Annotated in this window: 15 protein-coding genes and 1 rRNA gene; 10 read left to right on the top strand and 6 right to left on the bottom strand. The window is 45.9% G+C overall.

Annotated elements, in window-relative coordinates; translation table 11 throughout:
- Positions 1–255: 255 nt before the first annotated feature.
- Entirely contained in the window at positions 256–747 is a 492-nt protein-coding gene (locus ATB78_RS26860) for an Rsd/AlgQ family anti-sigma factor (protein ID WP_061011065.1), read from the bottom strand.
- A 178-nt stretch (positions 748–925) separates the two neighbouring features.
- On the opposite strand from ATB78_RS26860, the gene nudC reads away from it, so the two are divergent.
- A complete protein-coding gene (gene nudC / locus ATB78_RS26855; protein WP_061011064.1) occupies positions 926–1,708 on the top strand; it encodes an NAD(+) diphosphatase in 783 nt (260 codons plus the stop codon).
- Positions 1,709–1,971: 263 nt separating this feature from the next.
- Positions 1,972–3,039 carry a uroporphyrinogen decarboxylase gene (gene hemE, locus ATB78_RS26850; protein ID WP_005433634.1) on the top strand — a complete coding sequence of 356 codons (1,068 nt, stop codon included), beginning with the start codon at positions 1,972–1,974 and terminating at the stop codon, positions 3,037–3,039.
- A 220-nt stretch (positions 3,040–3,259) separates the two neighbouring features.
- Here the strand turns inward: hemE and ATB78_RS26845 are convergent, their stop codons facing one another.
- A complete protein-coding gene (locus tag ATB78_RS26845; protein ID WP_061011063.1) occupies positions 3,260–3,832 on the bottom strand; it encodes a uracil-DNA glycosylase family protein in 573 nt (190 codons plus the stop codon).
- A 7-nt stretch (positions 3,833–3,839) separates the two neighbouring features.
- The gene (locus tag ATB78_RS26840) at positions 3,840–4,763 is read right to left on the bottom strand and encodes a D-2-hydroxyacid dehydrogenase (protein WP_061011062.1); all 924 of its coding nucleotides are present in this window, start codon (positions 4,761–4,763) and stop codon (positions 3,840–3,842) included.
- A 66-nt stretch (positions 4,764–4,829) separates the two neighbouring features.
- On the opposite strand from ATB78_RS26840, the gene ATB78_RS26835 reads away from it, so the two are divergent.
- Positions 4,830–5,417 carry a DUF416 family protein gene (locus ATB78_RS26835; protein ID WP_005434878.1) on the top strand — a complete coding sequence of 196 codons (588 nt, stop codon included), beginning with the start codon at positions 4,830–4,832 and terminating at the stop codon, positions 5,415–5,417.
- A gap of 80 nt (positions 5,418–5,497) precedes the next feature.
- Here the strand turns inward: ATB78_RS26835 and ATB78_RS26830 are convergent, their stop codons facing one another.
- Positions 5,498–6,631, bottom strand: a complete 1,134-nt coding sequence (locus tag ATB78_RS26830) for a hemolysin family protein (RefSeq protein WP_061011061.1) — start codon at positions 6,629–6,631, stop codon at positions 5,498–5,500.
- Between the two features lie 253 nt (positions 6,632–6,884).
- Here ATB78_RS26830 and hupA point away from each other — a divergent pair, with 253 nt between their 5' ends.
- Both hupA and ATB78_RS26820 read left to right on the top strand, forming a co-directional pair.
- Positions 6,885–7,157, top strand: coding sequence for a nucleoid-associated protein HU-alpha (gene hupA, locus ATB78_RS26825; RefSeq protein ID WP_005433627.1), 273 nt, complete (start codon positions 6,885–6,887; stop codon positions 7,155–7,157).
- 39 nt (positions 7,158–7,196) lie between these two features.
- Positions 7,197–7,895, top strand: coding sequence for a DUF1481 domain-containing protein (locus tag ATB78_RS26820; protein ID WP_061011060.1), 699 nt, complete (start codon positions 7,197–7,199; stop codon positions 7,893–7,895).
- Between the two features lie 91 nt (positions 7,896–7,986).
- On the opposite strand, the gene purD is transcribed toward ATB78_RS26820, so the two are convergent.
- Positions 7,987–9,276: a phosphoribosylamine--glycine ligase gene (gene purD / locus ATB78_RS26815; protein WP_061011059.1), complete on the bottom strand. Its 1,290-nt coding sequence runs from the start codon at positions 9,274–9,276 to the stop codon at positions 7,987–7,989.
- Positions 9,277–9,393: 117 nt separating this feature from the next.
- Positions 9,394–10,986, bottom strand: coding sequence for a bifunctional phosphoribosylaminoimidazolecarboxamide formyltransferase/IMP cyclohydrolase (gene purH, locus ATB78_RS26810; RefSeq protein ID WP_061011058.1), 1,593 nt, complete (start codon positions 10,984–10,986; stop codon positions 9,394–9,396).
- Between the two features lie 266 nt (positions 10,987–11,252).
- Here purH and zntR point away from each other — a divergent pair, with 266 nt between their 5' ends.
- The 5 genes from zntR to ATB78_RS26780 form a co-directional block, all read left to right on the top strand.
- Entirely contained in the window at positions 11,253–11,651 is a 399-nt protein-coding gene (zntR, locus tag ATB78_RS26800; RefSeq protein ID WP_005434867.1) for a Zn(2+)-responsive transcriptional regulator, read from the top strand.
- A gap of 165 nt (positions 11,652–11,816) precedes the next feature.
- A complete protein-coding gene (gene cadC / locus ATB78_RS26795; protein ID WP_061011056.1) occupies positions 11,817–13,388 on the top strand; it encodes a lysine decarboxylation/transport transcriptional activator CadC in 1,572 nt (523 codons plus the stop codon).
- A 787-nt stretch (positions 13,389–14,175) separates the two neighbouring features.
- Positions 14,176–15,519: a cadaverine/lysine antiporter gene (cadB, locus tag ATB78_RS26790; RefSeq protein ID WP_005434864.1), complete on the top strand. Its 1,344-nt coding sequence runs from the start codon at positions 14,176–14,178 to the stop codon at positions 15,517–15,519.
- Positions 15,520–15,636: 117 nt separating this feature from the next.
- Positions 15,637–17,772, top strand: a complete 2,136-nt coding sequence (locus tag ATB78_RS26785; protein ID WP_017635553.1) for a lysine decarboxylase CadA — start codon at positions 15,637–15,639, stop codon at positions 17,770–17,772.
- Positions 17,773–18,607: 835 nt separating this feature from the next.
- Positions 18,608–19,072: ribosomal RNA gene (locus tag ATB78_RS26780) — 16S ribosomal RNA — on the top strand; the annotation flags it as partial.

Below are 19,072 nucleotides of genomic sequence, written 5' to 3'. Positions count from 1 at the left end.
AAACAAAATAGAGCCGAATCCCGAATCCCGAATCCCGAATCCCGAATCCCGAATCCCGAATCCCGAATCCCGAATCCCGAATCCCGAATCCCGAATCCCGAATCCCGAATCCCGAATCCCGAATCCCAAAAAACAAAAAGGGTTGACGTGCATACGCCAACCCTTAAGAATTTTCTCGCTTCTCGCTTCTCGCTTCTCGCTTCTCGCTTCTCGCTTCTCGCTTCTCGCTTCTCGCTTCTCGCTTCTCGCTTCTCGCTATGCGCCAGGCGGCATCGCCAAACTGTCAGCAATCAACTGAATCAAGTGGTCTTCTACAGCGAAACGTGTCTCAATGATTTCCCCAATCAAAGACATATCTTCGTCAAAATCAGCCAGTTCATCTTCGGCTGAAACATCAGAGTATTTGTCGGTAAAGGTCAACAACGGCTCAGTAGTGAGGACGATCTTCGCATAGGTCTGATTAATTTCATCTGTCGCGACAAAGCCAGTGGCTTTCCATTTATCCATCACCATATCGTAGATTTTAAAGTGACCTTCGGAGATATAATCAACAAGGTGCTGGCAGAAGTGCTGAAGTTCGTCAGGGGAAGGGAGTTCAATGACATTGGATTTCGAACAAGGTTGCAGTGCTGCAAGCTTACAATATTCGACAATCAGAGATTGTCTCGTTTCCAGCCAATGGTCAATAACGTCACTGGAACCGCCCCATTGGTCTTGTGTTTGTTTGAATTTTTTTAGCATGACCATGCCCTCATGATCTGATCGCCCATTGGCGAACGTATCCTTTGCAAAGCAAAGTTAGTAAAGTGATTACAAACTCTTGTCCTTACTAGAATTTATAGTTGCAAATTTGGCGAACGACAAACTCTGGTATGAAATTAGATTGCCAGTAAAATGAATGAACTTCAAGCAAAGGGACGCTGTAATGTTAAGAAAAGGTGAAGTTAACCGTACGAAAAACGCCTATTGGTGTGTTGTCTCAGGAAGCGATGTTTGGCTGGTGGATGGTGCTATACCATTTGGCAATGCAGAGCAGTTCTCACTGCCAGAAGCGAGTGCAAGGCAGATAGGTGAATACCAAAATGCCCCAGTGATGTGGGTAAATCTGTCGGATTTAGACCACGATTTAGAACTGGTGTCTCTGCGTGATTGTCTGCATTTCCCAGAGGCACTCTTCTTGCTGATCAGCAAAGCGATTCAATATGGGCACATGACACAAAGCCTTCGCTTTTGCCCCCAGTGTGGTGGTCGAAACTTTCTCAATAACAACCAGCTAGCGATGCAGTGTGGTGAGTGTCGTACTTTGCACTATCCGCGTATTTTTCCGTGCATCATTGTCGCTGTGCGCAAAGATAACCAGATTTTGTTGGCACAGCATCCTCGTCATCGAAATGGCATGTACACCGTCATTGCGGGCTTTTTAGAGGTGGGAGAAACCCTAGAAGAATGTGTCGCTCGTGAAGTACACGAAGAAACCGGCGTACACGTTAAAAATATTCGCTATTTTGGCAGCCAACCATGGGCCTTCCCATCCAGCATGATGATGGCATTTCTAGCAGATTACGAGTCTGGTGAATTGAATCCTGATTACACTGAGTTGTCTGATGCACAATGGTTTGGCATTGATGAGATGCCGCCGGTTGCACCAGAAGGGACAATTGCTCGAGCTCTTATCGAGCAAACGCGACAAAATATCGAATCTAATTAGCTGAAAAATAGATAAAAAAAAACCCTCCGAGAGGGAGGGGGTAAGTAAGATGTCGTTATGAGATGCTGAGTACCGGGTACTCAGTTTATAATTGTAGTTTTCGCTAGCGAACAAATTTTTAACACTGATACCGACTGGGTGCAAATTAAGCACTGATTTAAAAGTTAATAACTTGATCCAGGTTGCAAAGCACACAGCTATTAGCCTTAAATCAGTGATAGAATACCCCCTTTCAAAGAAAGCCTAACAATTGGAATTACGGAATGACTGAATTAAAAAATGATCGTTATCTGCGTGCCCTTCTAAAAGAGCCAGTAGATTACACGCCAGTATGGATGATGCGTCAGGCAGGTCGTTACCTACCAGAATACAAAGCAACTCGTGCGCAAGCGGGCGATTTCATGTCTTTGTGTAAAAACGCGGAGTTGGCGTCAGAAGTAACGCTTCAACCACTACGCCGTTTTCCTCTTGATGCAGCGATCTTGTTCTCTGACATCCTAACTATCCCAGATGCAATGGGCTTAGAACTTCGCTTTGCTGCGGGTGAAGGTCCGGTTTTCGATAAGCCTATCACTTGCAAAGCTGACGTAGAAAAGATCGGCCTGCCAGATCCAGAAGGCGAGCTGCAATACGTAATGAACGCAGTGCGTCAAATCCGTAAAGACTTGAACGGTGACGTTCCACTGATTGGCTTCTCTGGTAGCCCATGGACACTGGCGACTTACATGGTTGAAGGTGGTAGCTCTAAAGCGTTCACTAAGATCAAGAAGATGATGTACGCAGAACCGCAAACTCTGCACTTACTTCTAGATAAGCTAGCAGACAGCGTTATCGAGTACCTAAACGCGCAAATTAAAGCGGGTGCACAGTCGGTGATGGTATTTGATACATGGGGCGGTGTACTGACTCCTCGTGACTACAACCTGTTCTCACTGCAATACATGCACAAGATTGTAGATGGCCTGATTCGTGAAAACGACGGTCGTCGCGTACCAGTAACGCTGTTCACTAAGAACGGTGGCATGTGGCTTGAGCAAATCGCAGCAACGGGCTGTGATGCGGTAGGCCTAGACTGGACTATCAACATCGCAGACGCAAAAGCGCGTATCGGCGATAAAGTGGCTCTACAAGGTAATATGGACCCATCAATGCTTTACGCTTCACCAGAGCGTATCCGTGAAGAAGTCGCGGGTATTCTAGAAGGCTTTGGTGATGCAGGTACTGGTCACGTGTTCAACCTAGGTCACGGTATCCATTTGGATGTGCCGCCAGAAAACGCGGGCGTATTTGTGGAAGCGGTACACGAGCTATCTAAGCCGTACCACAAGTAACTTCGACTTTTTGAAATCAAATACCGGCAATCAGTGCCGGTATTTTTTTATCTGAAACTCAAGGCTGTACAGCTCTGGTAGTATTTGGTCTACCATGATCTAATTACTATTTAAACTGTACATTAGATATTAAAGTTCATTATAAACAATGACTTATGTTTTTGGCTCTTGTGCGCTAATTTTCTTGTACAGATAAACAAGCAATTAGATCATGGGTAACCTAAAGCATCGAATGAACGCGTTTTTTAAGGTATGGCACAACGTCAGATTCAAACCAAGGATTCTTCTTTAGCCATAATGTGTTGCGTGGTGAGGGGTGAGGAAGCGGAATAAAGTCCGGTTCCCAATCCTGCCATTGCTGAACGGTTTGCGTGAGTGTCTTCGGTTTGTCGGTGAGATAGTACTGCTGTGAGTACTGACCAATCAGCAGTGTCAGCTCTATATTGGGCAACTGCTCAAAAATCTTTTTATGCCAAGCGGGCGCACACTCTTTGCGAGGAGGCAAATCGCCTGAGTTCCCCTTACCTGGATAGCAAAAACCCATCGGGACAATGGCTATTTTGTTTGGGTCGTAGAAAGTGTCTTTGTCGATATCGAGCCAGTGGCGTAACCGATCGCCGCTTGGATCGTTCCAAGGTATCGAGGTTTTGTGCACACGTGTCCCCGGCGCTTGTCCGATTATTAGTATGCGTGCGTCTTTTGCAGCTTGCACGACAGGGTTTGCGCCCAAAGGTAAATCGTCTGCGCAGATCTGGCAGGCTCGTACTTGCTTTAGCAGTGTTTCTAAAGACATAAGATGGTTAATACCCTTTATCGAAATCGACCTGATTAGTTAGAGAGAAACCGTCCCTCCAACTCAAGTAGTTGTCTGCAAAAATGTCGATTACTTGCTCAGGAAAACTTAACGCTGCGATGTGAGGAGTGATGGTTACTTGCGGAAGTTTCCAAAACGGATGTTGCGGTGAAAGTGGCTCTTGTTCAAACACATCGAGAAAAGCATGTTCCACCCAGCGATTCTTTAGTGCGAGCAACAGACCCGCATCATCAATCACATCGCCTCTTCCAACATTAAATAGTAATGCCTGATTAAGATGGCTTAACACCTCACTGTTGAGCAAACGTTGCGTCTCTGGTGTGCTCGGCAGCGTATTTACCACGATATCTGCTTGGTGAAAGGCGCTGGCGAGTTCATTGATATGAAAAGTTTGATTGAATTCACCGCCAGAAGTAGGGATGCCAGTACGATTGACCCCTATGGCTTTCATGCCCATCAATTGTGCCGTTTTACCCAAATGACTGCCGATGCTGCCGGTGCCGAGAATCACCATGGTTTTGCTTTGTAGCGAGGTATATAGATGCGGCTGCCATTGTTTGCTCTGTTGCTGCTGGTGGTATTGCATGAAGTGACGGAAGTGAGCAATGCTGTAGCCAATCACGTACTCGGCAATCAATGGGCCAAAAATACCGCGAACATTAGTCAGGACATAATCCCGGCGCAGATTCGGCACCATCAGAGCATTCACCCCTGCAAATGTTGATTGCACCCACTCAAGCTGTGAAAACTCGTCTAACCTTTGTGATAGTAATGGTGGATCCGCCAGTACGATCTGAGCATCTTGAGATTTGTTTGTGATGGCCAGATCGGGCAGATTTTTTTCCGCCAGTAACGTTTCGTAGGTGTCGCGATGCTCTGAGAGCAGGAAAATCTGATTTGGATGCTGCATTAACTTTTTTCCCTGTGATGAATCAAGTACACTTTCGCTGATTTTTTCTTCAATGATTGAGTGACTATGCTTAAGAATCCTCTTCAGGTTCGTTTGGAAAAACTAGAACCTTGGCAACAAATTACCTTCATGGCGTGCCTGTGTGAACGCATGTATCCAAACTATGCGATGTTTTGTGAGAATACAGAATTTGCTGAGCCACGTGCTTACCGAGCGATTCTTGATAGTGTATGGGAAATTCTGACGGTTAAGAACGCGAAAATTAACTTCGAACGTCAATTAGAGAAGTTAGAAGAGTTGTTCCCAAGTGCAGATGAGTTCGATTTTTACGGTGTTTATCCAGCGATGGATGCTTGTCAGAGCTTGTCGACACTGCTGCATGGTCTGTTGGATCGCGACTACCTTTTCGATTCAATGCTTAAAGTGAGCCAACAGTCGGTACAAACCGTTGCTGACCTAGAACAAGCACAAGGTGCAGAGCCAATCACAAACGACAACCAAAAAGAAAATGAAGCCGTGTGTGAAGAGTGGGATGTTCAGTGGGCTATCTTCCGTCCACTGCGCGAAGCAGTAGAGCGTGACATCAGCCTGATTAAAGATTTGCGTGAAGAGCTACGCGAAGAAGCCGTGAGCAACATCGGCATTGCACTTTAATTGTTGAATAGATAAAACAAAGGCATCCATGGTGGATGCCTTTTTTATTTGTGCGTTTGAGCTGTTACGCCCAATGCTGATTACGATTCTTTAGGGGCTGGTTTGGTTGGCTCTTGAGCTTCTGGCTCTTTGTCCTGTTTCTCCAGTTGTTCCTCTTCTTCATCGTCATCGCGGCTTTCAATTACGCCGTGCTTTTCTTTCCAGCTTTCCCAACGTTGGTAAGCCAGTTCTTGCATGTCTGTGCTCTTATCCGCTTCATCGATGATCTCTTCACCTAGTAGGTGCTCAAAGATGTCTTCTAGCGTCACAAGGCCTTGTACCGTGCCGTATTCGTCAACCACAAGCGCCAGTTGTAGGCGGTGAGTCATCATTTGGTCGAACACTTTAGGTAGAGCGGTGTTGTTTAGTACCACTTGGATAGGGCGCATAACCGAACCAAGTTGTTTTTGGCCGCTGCCTGATTGTTGCAGCTTGAACAGCTCTAGACGGTGTACAAAACCAATGATGTTGTCTTTCTGCTCGCTGTAAACCAGTGGACGAGAGAAAGGCGTCTCCTTGTGTTTCTCTAGGAAGTCATTGATGGTCATGGTTGCGTCTACACGGAATACGACCGGACGCGGTGTCATGACTTGCGTTACTGGTACGTCTTGAATGCCTAGCAGGTTACTCAGAATTTTTGATTCACCCTCTGCGAACTCGCCGCTTTCTTTCGCCAGAATAGCCATTGCTGACAACTCATCACGCATTTTTGGTGCTTCGTGGTTACGAGCAAGACGTTTCGTGATTTGCTCTGAGAACCAGACGAATGGTGTTAGTGCCCACACCATCCAGCGAAGTGAAACAGCCGCCGCTGGTGCAAGTTGGCGCCAGTATGTCGCACCAATTGTCTTAGGTACGATTTCTGATAGAACAAGAATCGCTAGTGTCAGTACAGCAGAGAAGATACCTAGCGCTTCGCTACCAAATACCACTGCCGCTTGCGCACCAGCCGTCGCCGCACCGATAGTGTGAGCAATGGTGTTAAGCGTCAAGATAGAAGCAAGTGGTCGGTCGATGTCTGCTTTTAGCTTTTCTAGCTGAGCAGAAGCCGGGTGCCCCTGTTGTTTGAGCTGCGCAATGAAGCTCGGACTGATACTTAGAAGTACCGCCTCCAGTACCGAACAGATAAACGAAATGCCGATAGCAATAGAGATATAAATGGATAACAGCAGCATAGTTGACCTTGAATGTAATGTGATAGTCGGGATTTTAAGCGATTATAACCGCAAAAGTGCCTTATAAATCGGTCTTATTGCATTAGAAAGCAAGAGCTTTCCTCGTGCAAGTAGTAACAAATTGTGAGTTATTACTCATATTATGGCTAAAACTGCGTCAGAAAATCGAAAGATCGCTTACAAACCTTTGCCAGATGGGGCATTTATGTTTTAGAGTGAGATGAATTCGATAACATATGAGAAGGGAAACCTAATGAACAAGACCCAATTAATCGACTTTATTGCAGAGAAAGCAGACCTATCTAAAGCACAAGCTAAAGCTGCTCTTGAAGCAACTCTTGAGGGTGTTACTGGCGCTCTTAAAGAGGGTGACCAAGTTCAACTAATTGGTTTTGGTACATTCAAAGTAAACCACCGCGCTGCACGTACTGGTCGTAACCCTAAGACTGGTGACGAGATTCAAATCGCAGCAGCTAACGTACCTGCATTCGTAGCAGGTAAAGCGCTGAAAGAATCAGTAAACTAAGTTAAAATGCACCGAGGTATCCTGCCTCGGTGCAATTTCATGAAAAAACATCTACTCACTTCACTCCTACTATCAAGCCTTGCTCTTGTTGGCTGTTCTTCTGTAGAAACCCCAAACCTAGACCAATTTACCCATTTCTCTGGCGGGAAAATCATGGGTGATGCCACCAGTTTATATTGGATGACTGAACGTCTAACACGTGTTAGTACGGCAGCAGACTATGTCACGATGGGCGATTACGGTTCATATCAGAGTGATTATCGTTGGGATGACGGTGAGCTCAGAGAGTTGATTCGAAAAGGTGAGCAACTCGATGCCAAACAAGGATTGGTGCCTTTTCAAATCCACATTCGATTTAATAAAGATGGCGACGCGATTTATCAGCAATACCGTGTGAATGGAAAAGTATTGCCTTTACAACGTGACCAATTAGAGCGTTACAAGCAAGAGGCGAACGATGTCGTTACGTCTATCAAGAAACAATCTCGTGATGGCAAGAGCCTAATCCAAGGGTATTGGGATGGCGAAACGTTCGAAACCTGCAAAGGTCGTGAGTTTGCGACGCTGGAGTTTAACCAGACCTTGCCTAAGTTTGTGATTGATAGATTGGCGTCGGTGGACAGCTACATAGCGTTTATCGGTAAAGAGTCACGTAATACCGCTACGGTGGATGAATTGCTGATGCTTAATGATGATGACTTTGATTGTGTACCGCGACCGAAGTTGATCTCTGAATAAACATGGCTTCGAGCTGTCTCAATTCTCGAACAAGAACAATAAAAAAGGCGCTGAATGCGCCTTTTGTCGTTTTAGCCAACTGAAGTTGTTTTTATTTTTCTTGCTCACGTGCAATTGCACGGTAGCCGATATCGTTGCGATGGAACATGCCATCCCAACTGATCTGTTTTGCAAGCTCGTAAGCACGCTGCTGCGCTTCTGATACGCTGTTGCCAAGTGCCGTTGCACAAAGAACGCGACCACCGTTTGTCACGATGTCGCCGTCTTTGTTATCTGTACCAGCATGGAAGACTTTTTCGCCTTCAATTTCAACTTGTGGCAGACCCGAAATTACGTCGCCTTTGTTGTATGCTGCTGGGTAACCACCGGCTGCTAGCACGATACCAATCGATGCTCGTGGATCCCACTTCGATTCCGCTTGATCCAGTTTCTCGTCGATTGCCGCTAGGCACAGATCAACAAGATCCGATTCCATGCGCATCATGATAGGTTGTGTCTCAGGATCACCGAAGCGGCAGTTGTACTCGATTACTTTCGGAGTGCCGTCTTTGTCGATCATCAGACCCGCGTACAAGAAACCAGTGTAAGGGTTACCTTCAGAAGCCATGCCGCGTACCGTTGGGTAAATCACTTCTTCCATAATGCGGTTGTGGATTTCCTGTGTTACCACTGGAGCTGGAGAGTATGCACCCATGCCACCGGTGTTAGGACCAGTATCTTTGTCGCCTACGCGTTTGTGGTCTTGGCTGGTGGCCATTGGTAGAACGTTCTCACCATCCACCATCACGATGAAGCTTGCTTCTTCACCATCTAGGAACTCTTCGATAACGACACGACTACCAGCATCACCAAATGCGTTGCCTGCTAGCATGTCTTTGATTGCGTCTTCAGCTTCTTCTAGTGTCATCGCTACGATAACGCCTTTACCAGCAGCAAGGCCGTCAGCTTTTACTACAATCGGCGCACCTTGTTCACGTACGTAAGCAAGAGCTGGCTCGATTTCAGTGAAGTTCGCGTAGGCACCCGTTGGGATTTGGTGACGGGCAAGGAAGTCTTTGGTAAACGCTTTAGAGCCTTCAAGCTGCGCAGCCGCTTGTGTCGGGCCGAAGATTGGCAAACCTGCTTCGCGGAAAGCATCAACCACACCGATAACCAATGGTGCTTCAGGGCCAACAATGGTTAGCTCGATAGCTTTCTCTTTTGCAAACGCAACCAGACCTACGATGTCTTCTACTGCGATGTTTACGTTCTCTAGTTTAGGCTCTAGTGCTGTACCTGCGTTACCTGGAGCCACGAAGATAGTCTCAACATTTGGGTTTTGTGCCGCTTTCCAACCTAGTGCGTGTTCACGACCGCCTGAACCAATGATAAGAATATTCATAATATTTCCTTTGATTTCGCTCCTCCCCTTATTAAGGGGAGGTTGGGAGGGGTAAGTCGTGTACGTACAACAGACCCCCTCTAGCTCCCCCTTGGTAAGGGGGAGGACCAAAACTAATTAGTGGCGGAAGTGACGCATACCTGTGAAGATCATCGCCATGCCGTGTTCGTCTGCTGCTGCAATAACTTCGTCATCACGCATAGAACCGCCTGGTTGGATAACACACTTGATGCCTGCTTCTGCAGCCGCGTCGATACCGTCACGGAATGGGAAGAATGCATCTGATGCCATTACACAACCTTCAACCTGTAGACCTTCGTCTGCAGCTTTGATGCCTGCGATTTTCGCAGAGTAAACGCGGCTCATTTGGCCTGCGCCTACACCGATAGTCATGTCGCCTTTCGAGTAAACGATCGCGTTAGATTTCACGTATTTCGCTACTTTCCAGCAGAACAGTGCATCTTTCAGCTCTTCTTCTGTTGGCTGGCGCTTAGAAACCACTTTTAGGTCGTCTAGGCTTACCATGCCTTGGTCACGGTCTTGAACCAGTAGACCACCATTCACGCGTTTCACGTCAAAGCCAGTTGTCTTAGTTGTCCATTCGCCACACTCAAGTAGACGTACGTTCTTCTTCGCTGCAACCACTTCAATCGCTTCAGTAGAAACAGAAGGTGCGATGATCACTTCAACGAATTGACGCTCAACAATAGCGGCTGCTGTTTCAGCATCCAGCTCTTGGTTGAATGCAATGATACCGCCGAATGCAGATGTTGGGTCAGTTTGGTAAGCGCGGTTGTACGCTTCTAGGATGTCTTTACCTAGAGCTACACCACATGGGTTTGCGTGCTTTACGATCACACATGCTGGCTCGTTGAACTCTTTCACACATTCAAGTGCAGCGTCAGTGTCTGCGATGTTGTTGTAAGAAAGGGCTTTACCTTGGATTTGGCGAGCAGTAGAAACAGATGCTTCTTGTGGGTTTGCTTCTACGTAGAAAGCTGCGGCTTGGTGGCTGTTCTCACCGTAGCGCATGTCTTGTTTTTTCTCGAACTGTTGGTTGAACGTGCGAGGGAATTTGCTCTCTTCATCACCTTCCTTGTTCTCACCGTAAGATGGAACCATAGTGCCGAAGTAGTTAGCGATCATGCCGTCGTAAGAAGCTGTATGTTCGAATGCTGCGATAGCTAGGTCGAAACGAGTTTCTAGTGTTAGAGACTTCTCGTTCGCGTCCATTTCAGCGATAACGCGGTTGTAGTCGTGAGCGTTCACCACGATAGTTACGTCTTTGTGGTTTTTCGCTGCAGAGCGAACCATTGTTGGACCACCGATGTCGATGTTCTCAACCGCATCAGCAAGCGTACAGCCTTCTTTAGCAACGGTTTCTGCGAATGGGTATAGGTTAACGACAACCATATCGATAGGGTTGATGCCGTGCTTTTCCATCACGTCATCGTCTTGGCCGCGACGACCCAGCACACCACCGTGAACTTTTGGGTGAAGCGTTTTAACGCGACCATCCATCATTTCTGGGAAACCAGTGTAGTCAGAGACTTCAGTTACTGCGATGCCTTGCTCTGCAAGTAGACGAGCAGTACCACCAGTAGATAGGATATCGACACCGCGCTCAACAAGAGCTTGTGCAAACTCAACAATACCTGTTTTGTCTGATACGCTGATAAGCGCACGGCGAATAGGACGAGCGTTATTCATGCTTCCATTTTCCTCAAATTCACGGAGTTAAAGATGTTTGCCAAAAATGAACTTGTTTTCACCTCTTGGGGTAAAATATTGGCCAGTTTTGGTAAAGACCTTTGCGGGCGTTTTCATGCTTAGAAAACAGTCTCCACTATTTGATGGCGCGTATTCTAACCAATTTATTACAAAAAAGCTCGCGCAATCGTTTGGCGTCTCAAAAATAATTGCAAAAAACTCGATTTTTAGCTTTAAAGGTAACGAGATAGTTAATAAGGAAAGTTATGTTTCAGATTGGTGAACTGGCAAAACGTTGTGGTGTGACCGCCGATACACTCCGTTTCTATGAGAAAAATGCGTTAATAACACCCGCAGGGCGAAGTGAATCGGGCTATCGCTTATATAATGAAGAGAACCAGAAGCAGGTGCGCTTTATTCTAAAAGCGAAAGAGCTTGGCTTAAGTCTAGAAGAAATAAAAGAGCTGCTAGGGATCAAATTAGAGGCAACAGAACACAGTTGTGCAGAGGTAAAAGCCATCACTTCTGCAAAGTTAACTTTAATTGATGAGAAGATTGCTGAACTGAGCAAAATCCGTACTGCTTTAAAGAAGATAAACGACGCGTGTTGTGGGCATAACAACGACGATGCCAGTCATTGTTCTATCCTAGCAGCCCTTGAATAGTCTCATTTCTGCGTCATTTAATTTAAGTTTGCATTTTTGGCGGCTTGCTTTTCTAGGTTCAAGCCGTTTTCCCACCTATAATCTCGGCTTTAGTCGACTGTAAGAATGTGTAGTCCCCTCTATTCCTAAAGCGACGCTGTCTATCAGATACGAGAGTTTTCATACATGGTTGGAGTCTATTTTCAAATCAATGACTGGGTTTTGAGCGTTGATGAAAATAAGCTGTATCGACAAGACAGGGAAGTTACCGTTGAGCCACGCTTAATAAACCTACTGCATTTTCTTGCTGAGCACGCCAGTGAAGTGTTCAATCGCGAAGAGCTGATCCAATATGTTTGGGCTGGTGCGATTGTGACGGATCAAGTCGTAACACAGTCGATCTTCGAACTGCGCAAACTTCTGCGAGATGGTCGAGAAGAAAACATCAGCTACGTGATCACTGTGCCTAAGCGTGGTTACAAGCTGGTGGCGAATGTGACCCCAATGACACACGAGGAATTCCTTGCAAGTCGTCATTGCGATGCCGAAATCCTTCCTCCTGTTGTTGAAGAAACAGAAGAAGAACTGCCAGAAGCGCCAGCACCAACTATCGCATTCCCTGCAGGGCCTTTAACTCGCGCCGTTTGCGAGATGTCGAAAGAGAAAAAAGCGCCGCGTAAACCGAACAAAATCAGCCCATGGCGATTGGGTTTCATGAACTTCATCTGGATCAGTATTTTGGTCGTGGTGATGGGGGTGTTTACTTATAAGCAGTCAGAAGTGCGCATCACCCAAGCCATTGATACCCACCTTATTGAGTTCAAGTTTCAAGATAACTTCAGCAGAGAAGGTCGAAGTTACGACTTAGCAGATGGCTTCGCGCAGAAGCTGATGGCTGATGTGGCTCAAGTGAGTGACTATCGTGTGATGCTCAAGAAAGCTTCGTTTACCACGGGTATCGTTCCGGGGAAATCTGTGGTCGTGCGCGTCAAAGAAAATGATGGTGGCAGCTTCCTTGAAGTGGAATACCGCAACAACTCTTCAGAGAAAGTGCTGTTTAGCCGTCAGTACGCATTAACTAACAGCCACTTAAAGTCCGTGATGCAACAAGCGTCTTTGGATTTGATGCGAGTGTTGAAAGTGCCAGATGCAAAACTGAAATCCAAAGTGCTGGTGGCGGGTATGCCAATGAACCCAGACGCATTGGAGTTGTTTGTTGAAGCAAACCACTACTTGAACGTATCGGATGCGAATCAATTCCAACATGGTATCGACTTGATGGAGAAAATCCTCGAGATTGAACCAGATAACGCTTATGTCCAATCGGAGCTACTCATTGCTTACCATGTGCAAAAAGCACTCGATCCTGCATTGGAGCTAAGAAAGAGCAGGGTTCAGCAGTTAAGTGATAAGTTGGAAGCCAACGCTAAGATGATGGTTGGGCCTATTCAGCCGCGTATTTATGAAGCGTTAGCTCTGCATGAGACGATCACTGGTGACATTGATTTAGCTAAGCGACATTTGAATCAAGCATTGGACGTTCGTGATTCGGTATTGTCTTACGTGATTCGAGGTAAGCACGCCGAGCTGGATGGTGATTTGGATTGGGCAAGTGAGTCCTACAGCGAAGCCTTCTATATTGATACATCCGTAGAGACTTACTTATTGTGCGAGAACTTGGTTTTTCCAAGTAACATGAAGGCGATTGATTACGCTATGTATCGCGCAGTGCATCCTTCCGTGGTTCGTATGTTGTAGGCGGCCATTATCTAATAAGTAAAGATATCTTTAGCCCTTCATTTCGGTGAGGGGCTTTTTTGTATCTGCCTCTTGTGTGTGCTTCTTACCTCTATTGCTACTAATAATGCTTGCTATAGAAGAGTAGAGGGCTTTCCATTCTCAATTCTCAATTCTCAATTCTCAATTCTCAATTCTCAATTCTCAATTCTCAATTCTCAATTCTCTATTCTCTATTCTCGCCACCTTGGCATTCTACTTCTTACTTCCTGTCTTAGTGCCGCTCCATATCGAACTTTTGGGGTTCGGCCTTAGCATTGCGTGTTTAAAACCGGTCACGACAACGCAGTTGTTTATGCGTAATAACGCTTGTACTTATGCATCGCTGAGTAAAAGAGGAGGGGAAGTTTGATGTAAGTCAATTGGTCAATAAGGGTAGGAAAAGTCTGCATCAACAGTTTGGGTAATCAGGATAGGGTTAGCTTGATGTTGATAGCGGTTGATAAGGTTGATGGAAAATTTGTTGAGGTTGATGTTTTTAGCTTTTCGACATGAGTGCTTTAGTTTTTTGTCTTAAGTTGCTGTATATGCTGACTTTATATTTTTTAGTTTATCAGGTTTATCTCAACTTTATACCGATGGGCTAATTGTTTTATTGATAACCCCAAGTTTATTTTTTTCCCAGTTTTTGGGCGTAGTCTTCACTTCGAAATTTAGCGAGGTCGAGCAGGTTCTTCCTCATAGCATCTCGCTAATAACCATTCAGTTTGAGTCATGTTGACTCGAGTAGAATAGATTTGGAGATGTTATGTCATCGAATGCGAAAAAAATCGGCCTTATTGCCTGTACGGGTGTCGTAGCCGGTAACATGATGGGTAGTGGTATCGCACTATTACCTTCTAGTCTTGCCTCTGTAGGCTCTGTTTCAATCTTCAGTTGGCTGATCTGTTTGGTCGGTGCACTGAGTCTGGCGTTCGTTTACGCTCGTCTGGCAACCAAAAACCCACAAGAAGGTGGTCCTATCGCTTATGCTGGCGAAGTGTCTCCGGTATTTGGTTTCCAAACGGGCGTTCTTTATTACCACGCGAACTGGATTGGTAACCTGGCTATTGCCATTACAGGTGTTTCTTACCTTTCAGTATTCTTCCCTGTGCTTAATAACCCAATCCCAGCAGGTATTGCGACGATTGCATCGGTATGGATCTTCACTTTCGTCAACCTACTTGGTGGTAGCTGGGTAAGCCGTCTATGTACGCTTGGTCTAGTTCTTATCCTTATCCCAGTTGTTGGTACAGCTGCATTTGGTTGGACGCACTTCGATACTGCGCTTTACAGCCAAAACTGGAACGTATCAGCAGGCACTGACAGCCACGCGGTAGTAACAGCGGTTCTTATCTGTCTATGGTCATTCGTAGGTGTGGAATCAGCAGCGGTATCGACTGGTATGGTAGAAAACCCTAAACGTACTGTACCACTAGCAACTATGTTGGGTACTGGTATCGCAGGTGTGATTTACATCCTATCAACTCAAATGATCAGCGGCATGTTCCCAGCGTCAGAAGTTGCGGCATCAGGTGCGCCATTTGCACTAGCAACCACTGAGCTATTCGGTAGCTGGACAGCACCATTCGTATCAGCATTCACAGCGCTAGCATGTTTCACTTCGCTAGGTTCTTGGATGATGCTAGTAGGTGAAGCAGGTAAACGCGCAGCAAACGACGGCAACTTCCCTAAAATCTACGGCGAAACTGACAAAAACGGTGTGCCTAAGAAAGGTCTAATCCTTGCGTCAATCAAGATGACTGCACTGATGGTTGTACTGATGTTCTTCAGCTCTAAAACAGCGCACGCATCAGACCTGTTCAACCAACTAACGACTGACGCAGTTCTACTAACGATGCTGCCTTACTTCTACTCAAGCATCAACTTGATTCGCTTCGAAGGTATGACAACACGCAACGGCTTCGTAATGCTGTTCTCTGGTGTGGCTTGTCTGTTCTGCTTCATCGCACTAGCAGGTGCAGAGGGCGGTACGCTAACAGCAACCTTCATCGTTTCTCTAGTTATCTTGATGTTCTACAGCAAAAAAGCAGGTCTTGCTCAGTACGTGAAAATGCACGCTGACGATATGCCTGCCCAAGCAAGCAACTAATCCCCAAAACGCTGGCACTACGGTGCCAGCCCATAAAACCCAAATTCACGCGGCGCTCACCTTACTCATTGCCTGTAAATGGCAAAGAGCGCCCTCATTCGCCTTGGAGATGTCCAAATGAATATATTCGCTATCTTGAACCACATGGGTGTGTTCTTTAAAGAAGAGCCAGTTCGTCAACTTCACGCTGCTCTTGAGAAAGCGGGCTACGAAGTGGTTTACCCAGTAGATGATAAAGACTTGATCAAAATGATTGAGATGAACCCACGCATTTGCGGTGTGCTGTTCGACTGGGATAAATACTCACTAGAGCTATGTGAACGTATCAGCCAAATCAACGAAAAACTGCCTGTTCACGCATTTGCTAACGAACAGTCTACTCTAGACATTTCACTGACAGACCTACGTCTAAACGTGAGCTTCTTCGAGTACGCTTTAGGTATGGCTGACGATATCGCTATCAAAATCAACCAAGCGACTGAGGCATACAAAGATGCCATCATGCCTCCATTCACTAAAGCGTTATTCAAATACGTAGAAGAAGGTAAATACACCTTCTGTACTCCAGGTCACATGGGCGGTACTGCATTCCAGAAAAGCCCTGCTGGTAGCATCTTCTACGATTTTTACGGTCCAAACACATTCAAAGCGGACGTATCAATCTCAATGCCTGAGCTAGGTTCTCTACTAGACCACTCAGGTCCACATAAAGATGCAGAAGAATACATCGCACGCACATTCAATGCAGACAGCTCGTACATCGTAACTAACGGTACGTCTACATCGAACAAAATCGTTGGTATGTACTCAGCACCTGCGGGCAGCACAGTACTGATTGACCGTAACTGTCACAAATCTCTGACTCACCTAATGATGATGAGCGACGTGACACCAATCTACTTCCGTCCAACTCGTAACGCATACGGCATCCTTGGTGGTATCCCACAAAGCGAATTCAGCCGCGATGTAATCGCAGAGAAAGTGGCGAAAACACCAGGTGCAACAGCACCAACTTACGCAGTAGTGACTAACTCAACTTACGATGGTCTGTTGTACAACACGCAATTCATCAAAGAGTCGCTAGATTGTAAACACATCCACTTCGACAGTGCTTGGGTGCCTTACACTAACTTCAACCCAATTTACGAAGGTAAATGTGGTATGAGTGGTGAAGCGATGCCAGGCAAAGTGTTCTACGAAACACAATCAACACACAAACTGTTGGCAGCGTTCTCACAAGCTTCAATGATTCACGTGAAAGGTGACTTTGATAAAGAATCTTTCAACGAAGCATTCATGATGCACACTTCAACTTCACCTCAGTACGGCATTGTTGCTTCTACTGAAACTGCAGCGGCAATGATGCGCGGCAACACTGGTAAGAAGTTGATGCAAGACTCTATCGATCGCGCAATCCGCTTCCGTAAAGAGATCAAACGTCTAGAAGCAGAAAGCGACAGCTGGTTCTTCGATGTATGGCAACCAGAAAACATCGATACCACGGAATGTTGGAAACTAGACCCTAGCGACACATGGCACGGCTTCAAGAACATGGATGACAACCACATGTATCTTGATCCAATCAAAGTAACGCTACTGACTCCTGGGATGAATAAAGAAGGCGAACTAGAAGAATCAGGTATTCCTGCTTCGCTGGTGGCTAAATTCCTAGACGAGCGCGGCATCGTGGTAGAGAAAACAGGTCCATACAACTTGTTGTTCCTATTCTCAATCGGTATCGACAAATCAAAAGCAATGCAATTGCTACGCGGTCTAACTGAATTTAAACGTGGCTACGACTTGAACCTAACTATCAAGAGCTTCCTACCTTCGTTATACAACGAAGACCCAAGCTTCTATGAAGGCATGCGCGTTCAAGAACTAGCACAAGCAATTCATGACCTAACTAAGAAATACAACCTACCAGAGCTAATGTACAAAGCGTTCGATGTACTTCCAGAAATGAAAGTAACACCACACGCAGCATGGCAAGAAGAGCTTCGTGGCAACATCGAAGAAATCAAACTGGAAGAAATGGTTGGCCGCGTAAGTGCGAACATGATCCTTCCTTACCCTCCAGGTGTGCCACTAGTACTTCCTGGTGAAATGGTGACTCAAGAGTCTCGCCCTGTGCTGGACTTCCTAGAGATGCTTTGTGAAATCGGTGCGCATTACCCAGGTTTCGAAACCGACATCCACGGTCTATACCAACAAAAAGATGGTAGCTACACCGTAAAAGTATTGAAGAACTAAGTTCCTCTCGAAGATGACGCCATTGGGAATGCAAGCATGCTCCACTCTTACGAGCTCAATGCGTCATCGAACAATAACGACATTTAGATATACCCCTAACTAATCTGTCGTAAAGAGAAGGGCAAGGATGCTCTGATCTTTTCTTCTATATATAGAAGAAACACTTTTCCAAGACTTCACCTGAAGTACCCCAAATAAAAAGCAAAGACCAAAAGAGCAGTTCGTCATCGTTCTGCTCTTTTTTTCATCTTTATATAGGTAGAAAGAGAAAAAAGAACCAAGAGAGATAAGATCAGTAACCGAAATCACAAAGAAATAGGCGATCTTTTAATGCGGAAGTCAGGCATTTCTTCATGAAAAGATCCTCTACAACCCGAAATATTAGACAAGATCGTTGAGTATCTATGCAGAATGCTTGTTATTTGTTCGGTTGAAAGTTTTTTTGCAAAAAACGCTTGTGCTAATTTCTCAACCCCCTATACTGCGCATCCACCGACACGGAGTGAGACGAAAGTCACACAGCGAGTCGGGAAGAGAGAAAAAAGAATTTGAAAAAAATGCTTGACTCTCCCACGGTGTGAAGTAAGATACGCACCCCTAACGACGAGCAACTAAGTTGCTGAAAATGTTAGAAAAGCTCTTTAAAAATAAGAACCTATCAATCTGTGTGGGCACTCGTTGATGATAATCCAATTAGATATTTCTTTCTTAACGGAAAGCGGTATCAAATTAGGTTTCAATGAAACGAAGTGACCATTGAATCGAAAGATTCAGCACAGTCAATTCAAACATTACTTATGTAATGTTCAGTATTCATTGAGCCGAACAAAATCTTAAATTGAAGAGTTTGATCATGGCTCAGATTGAACGCTGGCGGCAGGCCTAACACATGCAAGTCGAGCGGAAACGAGTTATCTGAACCTTCGGGGGATGATAACGGCGTCGAGCGGCGGACGGGTGAGTAATGCCTAGGAAATTGCCCTGATGTGGGGGATAACCATTGGAAACGATGGCTAATACCGCATAATGCCTACGGGCCAAAGAGGGGGACCTTCGGGCCTCTCGCGTCAGGATATGCCTAGGTGGGATTAGCTAGTTGGTGAGGTAATGGCTCACCAAGGCGACGATCCCTAGCTGGTCTGAGAGGATGATCAGCCACACTGGAACTGAGACACGGTCCAGACTCCTACGGGAGGCAGCAGTGGGGAATATTGCACAAGGGGCGCAAGCCTGATGCAGCCATGCGGCGTGTGTGAAGAAGGCCTTCGGGTTGTAAAGCACTTTCAGTCGTGAGGAAGGT

It is taken from the genome of Vibrio sp. CUB2 (assembly GCF_001557945.1).
Lineage (GTDB): Bacteria > Pseudomonadota > Gammaproteobacteria > Enterobacterales > Vibrionaceae > Vibrio > Vibrio owensii.
Note: the sequence above shows the minus strand (reverse complement) of the source record. Positions and strands in the feature narration are given on the sequence as shown.

Bases quoted from the DNA above. Each gene is read 5' to 3' on its own strand.
- ATB78_RS26860 (WP_061011065.1), bottom strand. From the start codon at position 747: ATGGTCATGCTAAAAAAATTCAAACAAACACAAGACCAATGGGGCGGT.
- nudC (WP_061011064.1), top strand. From the start codon at position 926: ATGTTAAGAAAAGGTGAAGTTAACCGTACGAAAAACGCCTATTGGTGT.
- hemE (WP_005433634.1), top strand. From the start codon at position 1,972: ATGACTGAATTAAAAAATGATCGTTATCTGCGTGCCCTTCTAAAAGAG.
- ATB78_RS26845 (WP_061011063.1), bottom strand. From the start codon at position 3,832: ATGTCTTTAGAAACACTGCTAAAGCAAGTACGAGCCTGCCAGATCTGC.
- ATB78_RS26840 (WP_061011062.1), bottom strand. From the start codon at position 4,763: ATGCAGCATCCAAATCAGATTTTCCTGCTCTCAGAGCATCGCGACACC.
- ATB78_RS26835 (WP_005434878.1), top strand. From the start codon at position 4,830: ATGCTTAAGAATCCTCTTCAGGTTCGTTTGGAAAAACTAGAACCTTGG.
- ATB78_RS26830 (WP_061011061.1), bottom strand. From the start codon at position 6,631: ATGCTGCTGTTATCCATTTATATCTCTATTGCTATCGGCATTTCGTTT.
- hupA (WP_005433627.1), top strand. From the start codon at position 6,885: ATGAACAAGACCCAATTAATCGACTTTATTGCAGAGAAAGCAGACCTA.
- ATB78_RS26820 (WP_061011060.1), top strand. From the start codon at position 7,197: ATGAAAAAACATCTACTCACTTCACTCCTACTATCAAGCCTTGCTCTT.
- purD (WP_061011059.1), bottom strand. From the start codon at position 9,276: ATGAATATTCTTATCATTGGTTCAGGCGGTCGTGAACACGCACTAGGT.
- purH (WP_061011058.1), bottom strand. From the start codon at position 10,986: ATGAATAACGCTCGTCCTATTCGCCGTGCGCTTATCAGCGTATCAGAC.
- zntR (WP_005434867.1), top strand. From the start codon at position 11,253: ATGTTTCAGATTGGTGAACTGGCAAAACGTTGTGGTGTGACCGCCGAT.
- cadC (WP_061011056.1), top strand. From the start codon at position 11,817: ATGGTTGGAGTCTATTTTCAAATCAATGACTGGGTTTTGAGCGTTGAT.
- cadB (WP_005434864.1), top strand. From the start codon at position 14,176: ATGTCATCGAATGCGAAAAAAATCGGCCTTATTGCCTGTACGGGTGTC.
- ATB78_RS26785 (WP_017635553.1), top strand. From the start codon at position 15,637: ATGAATATATTCGCTATCTTGAACCACATGGGTGTGTTCTTTAAAGAA.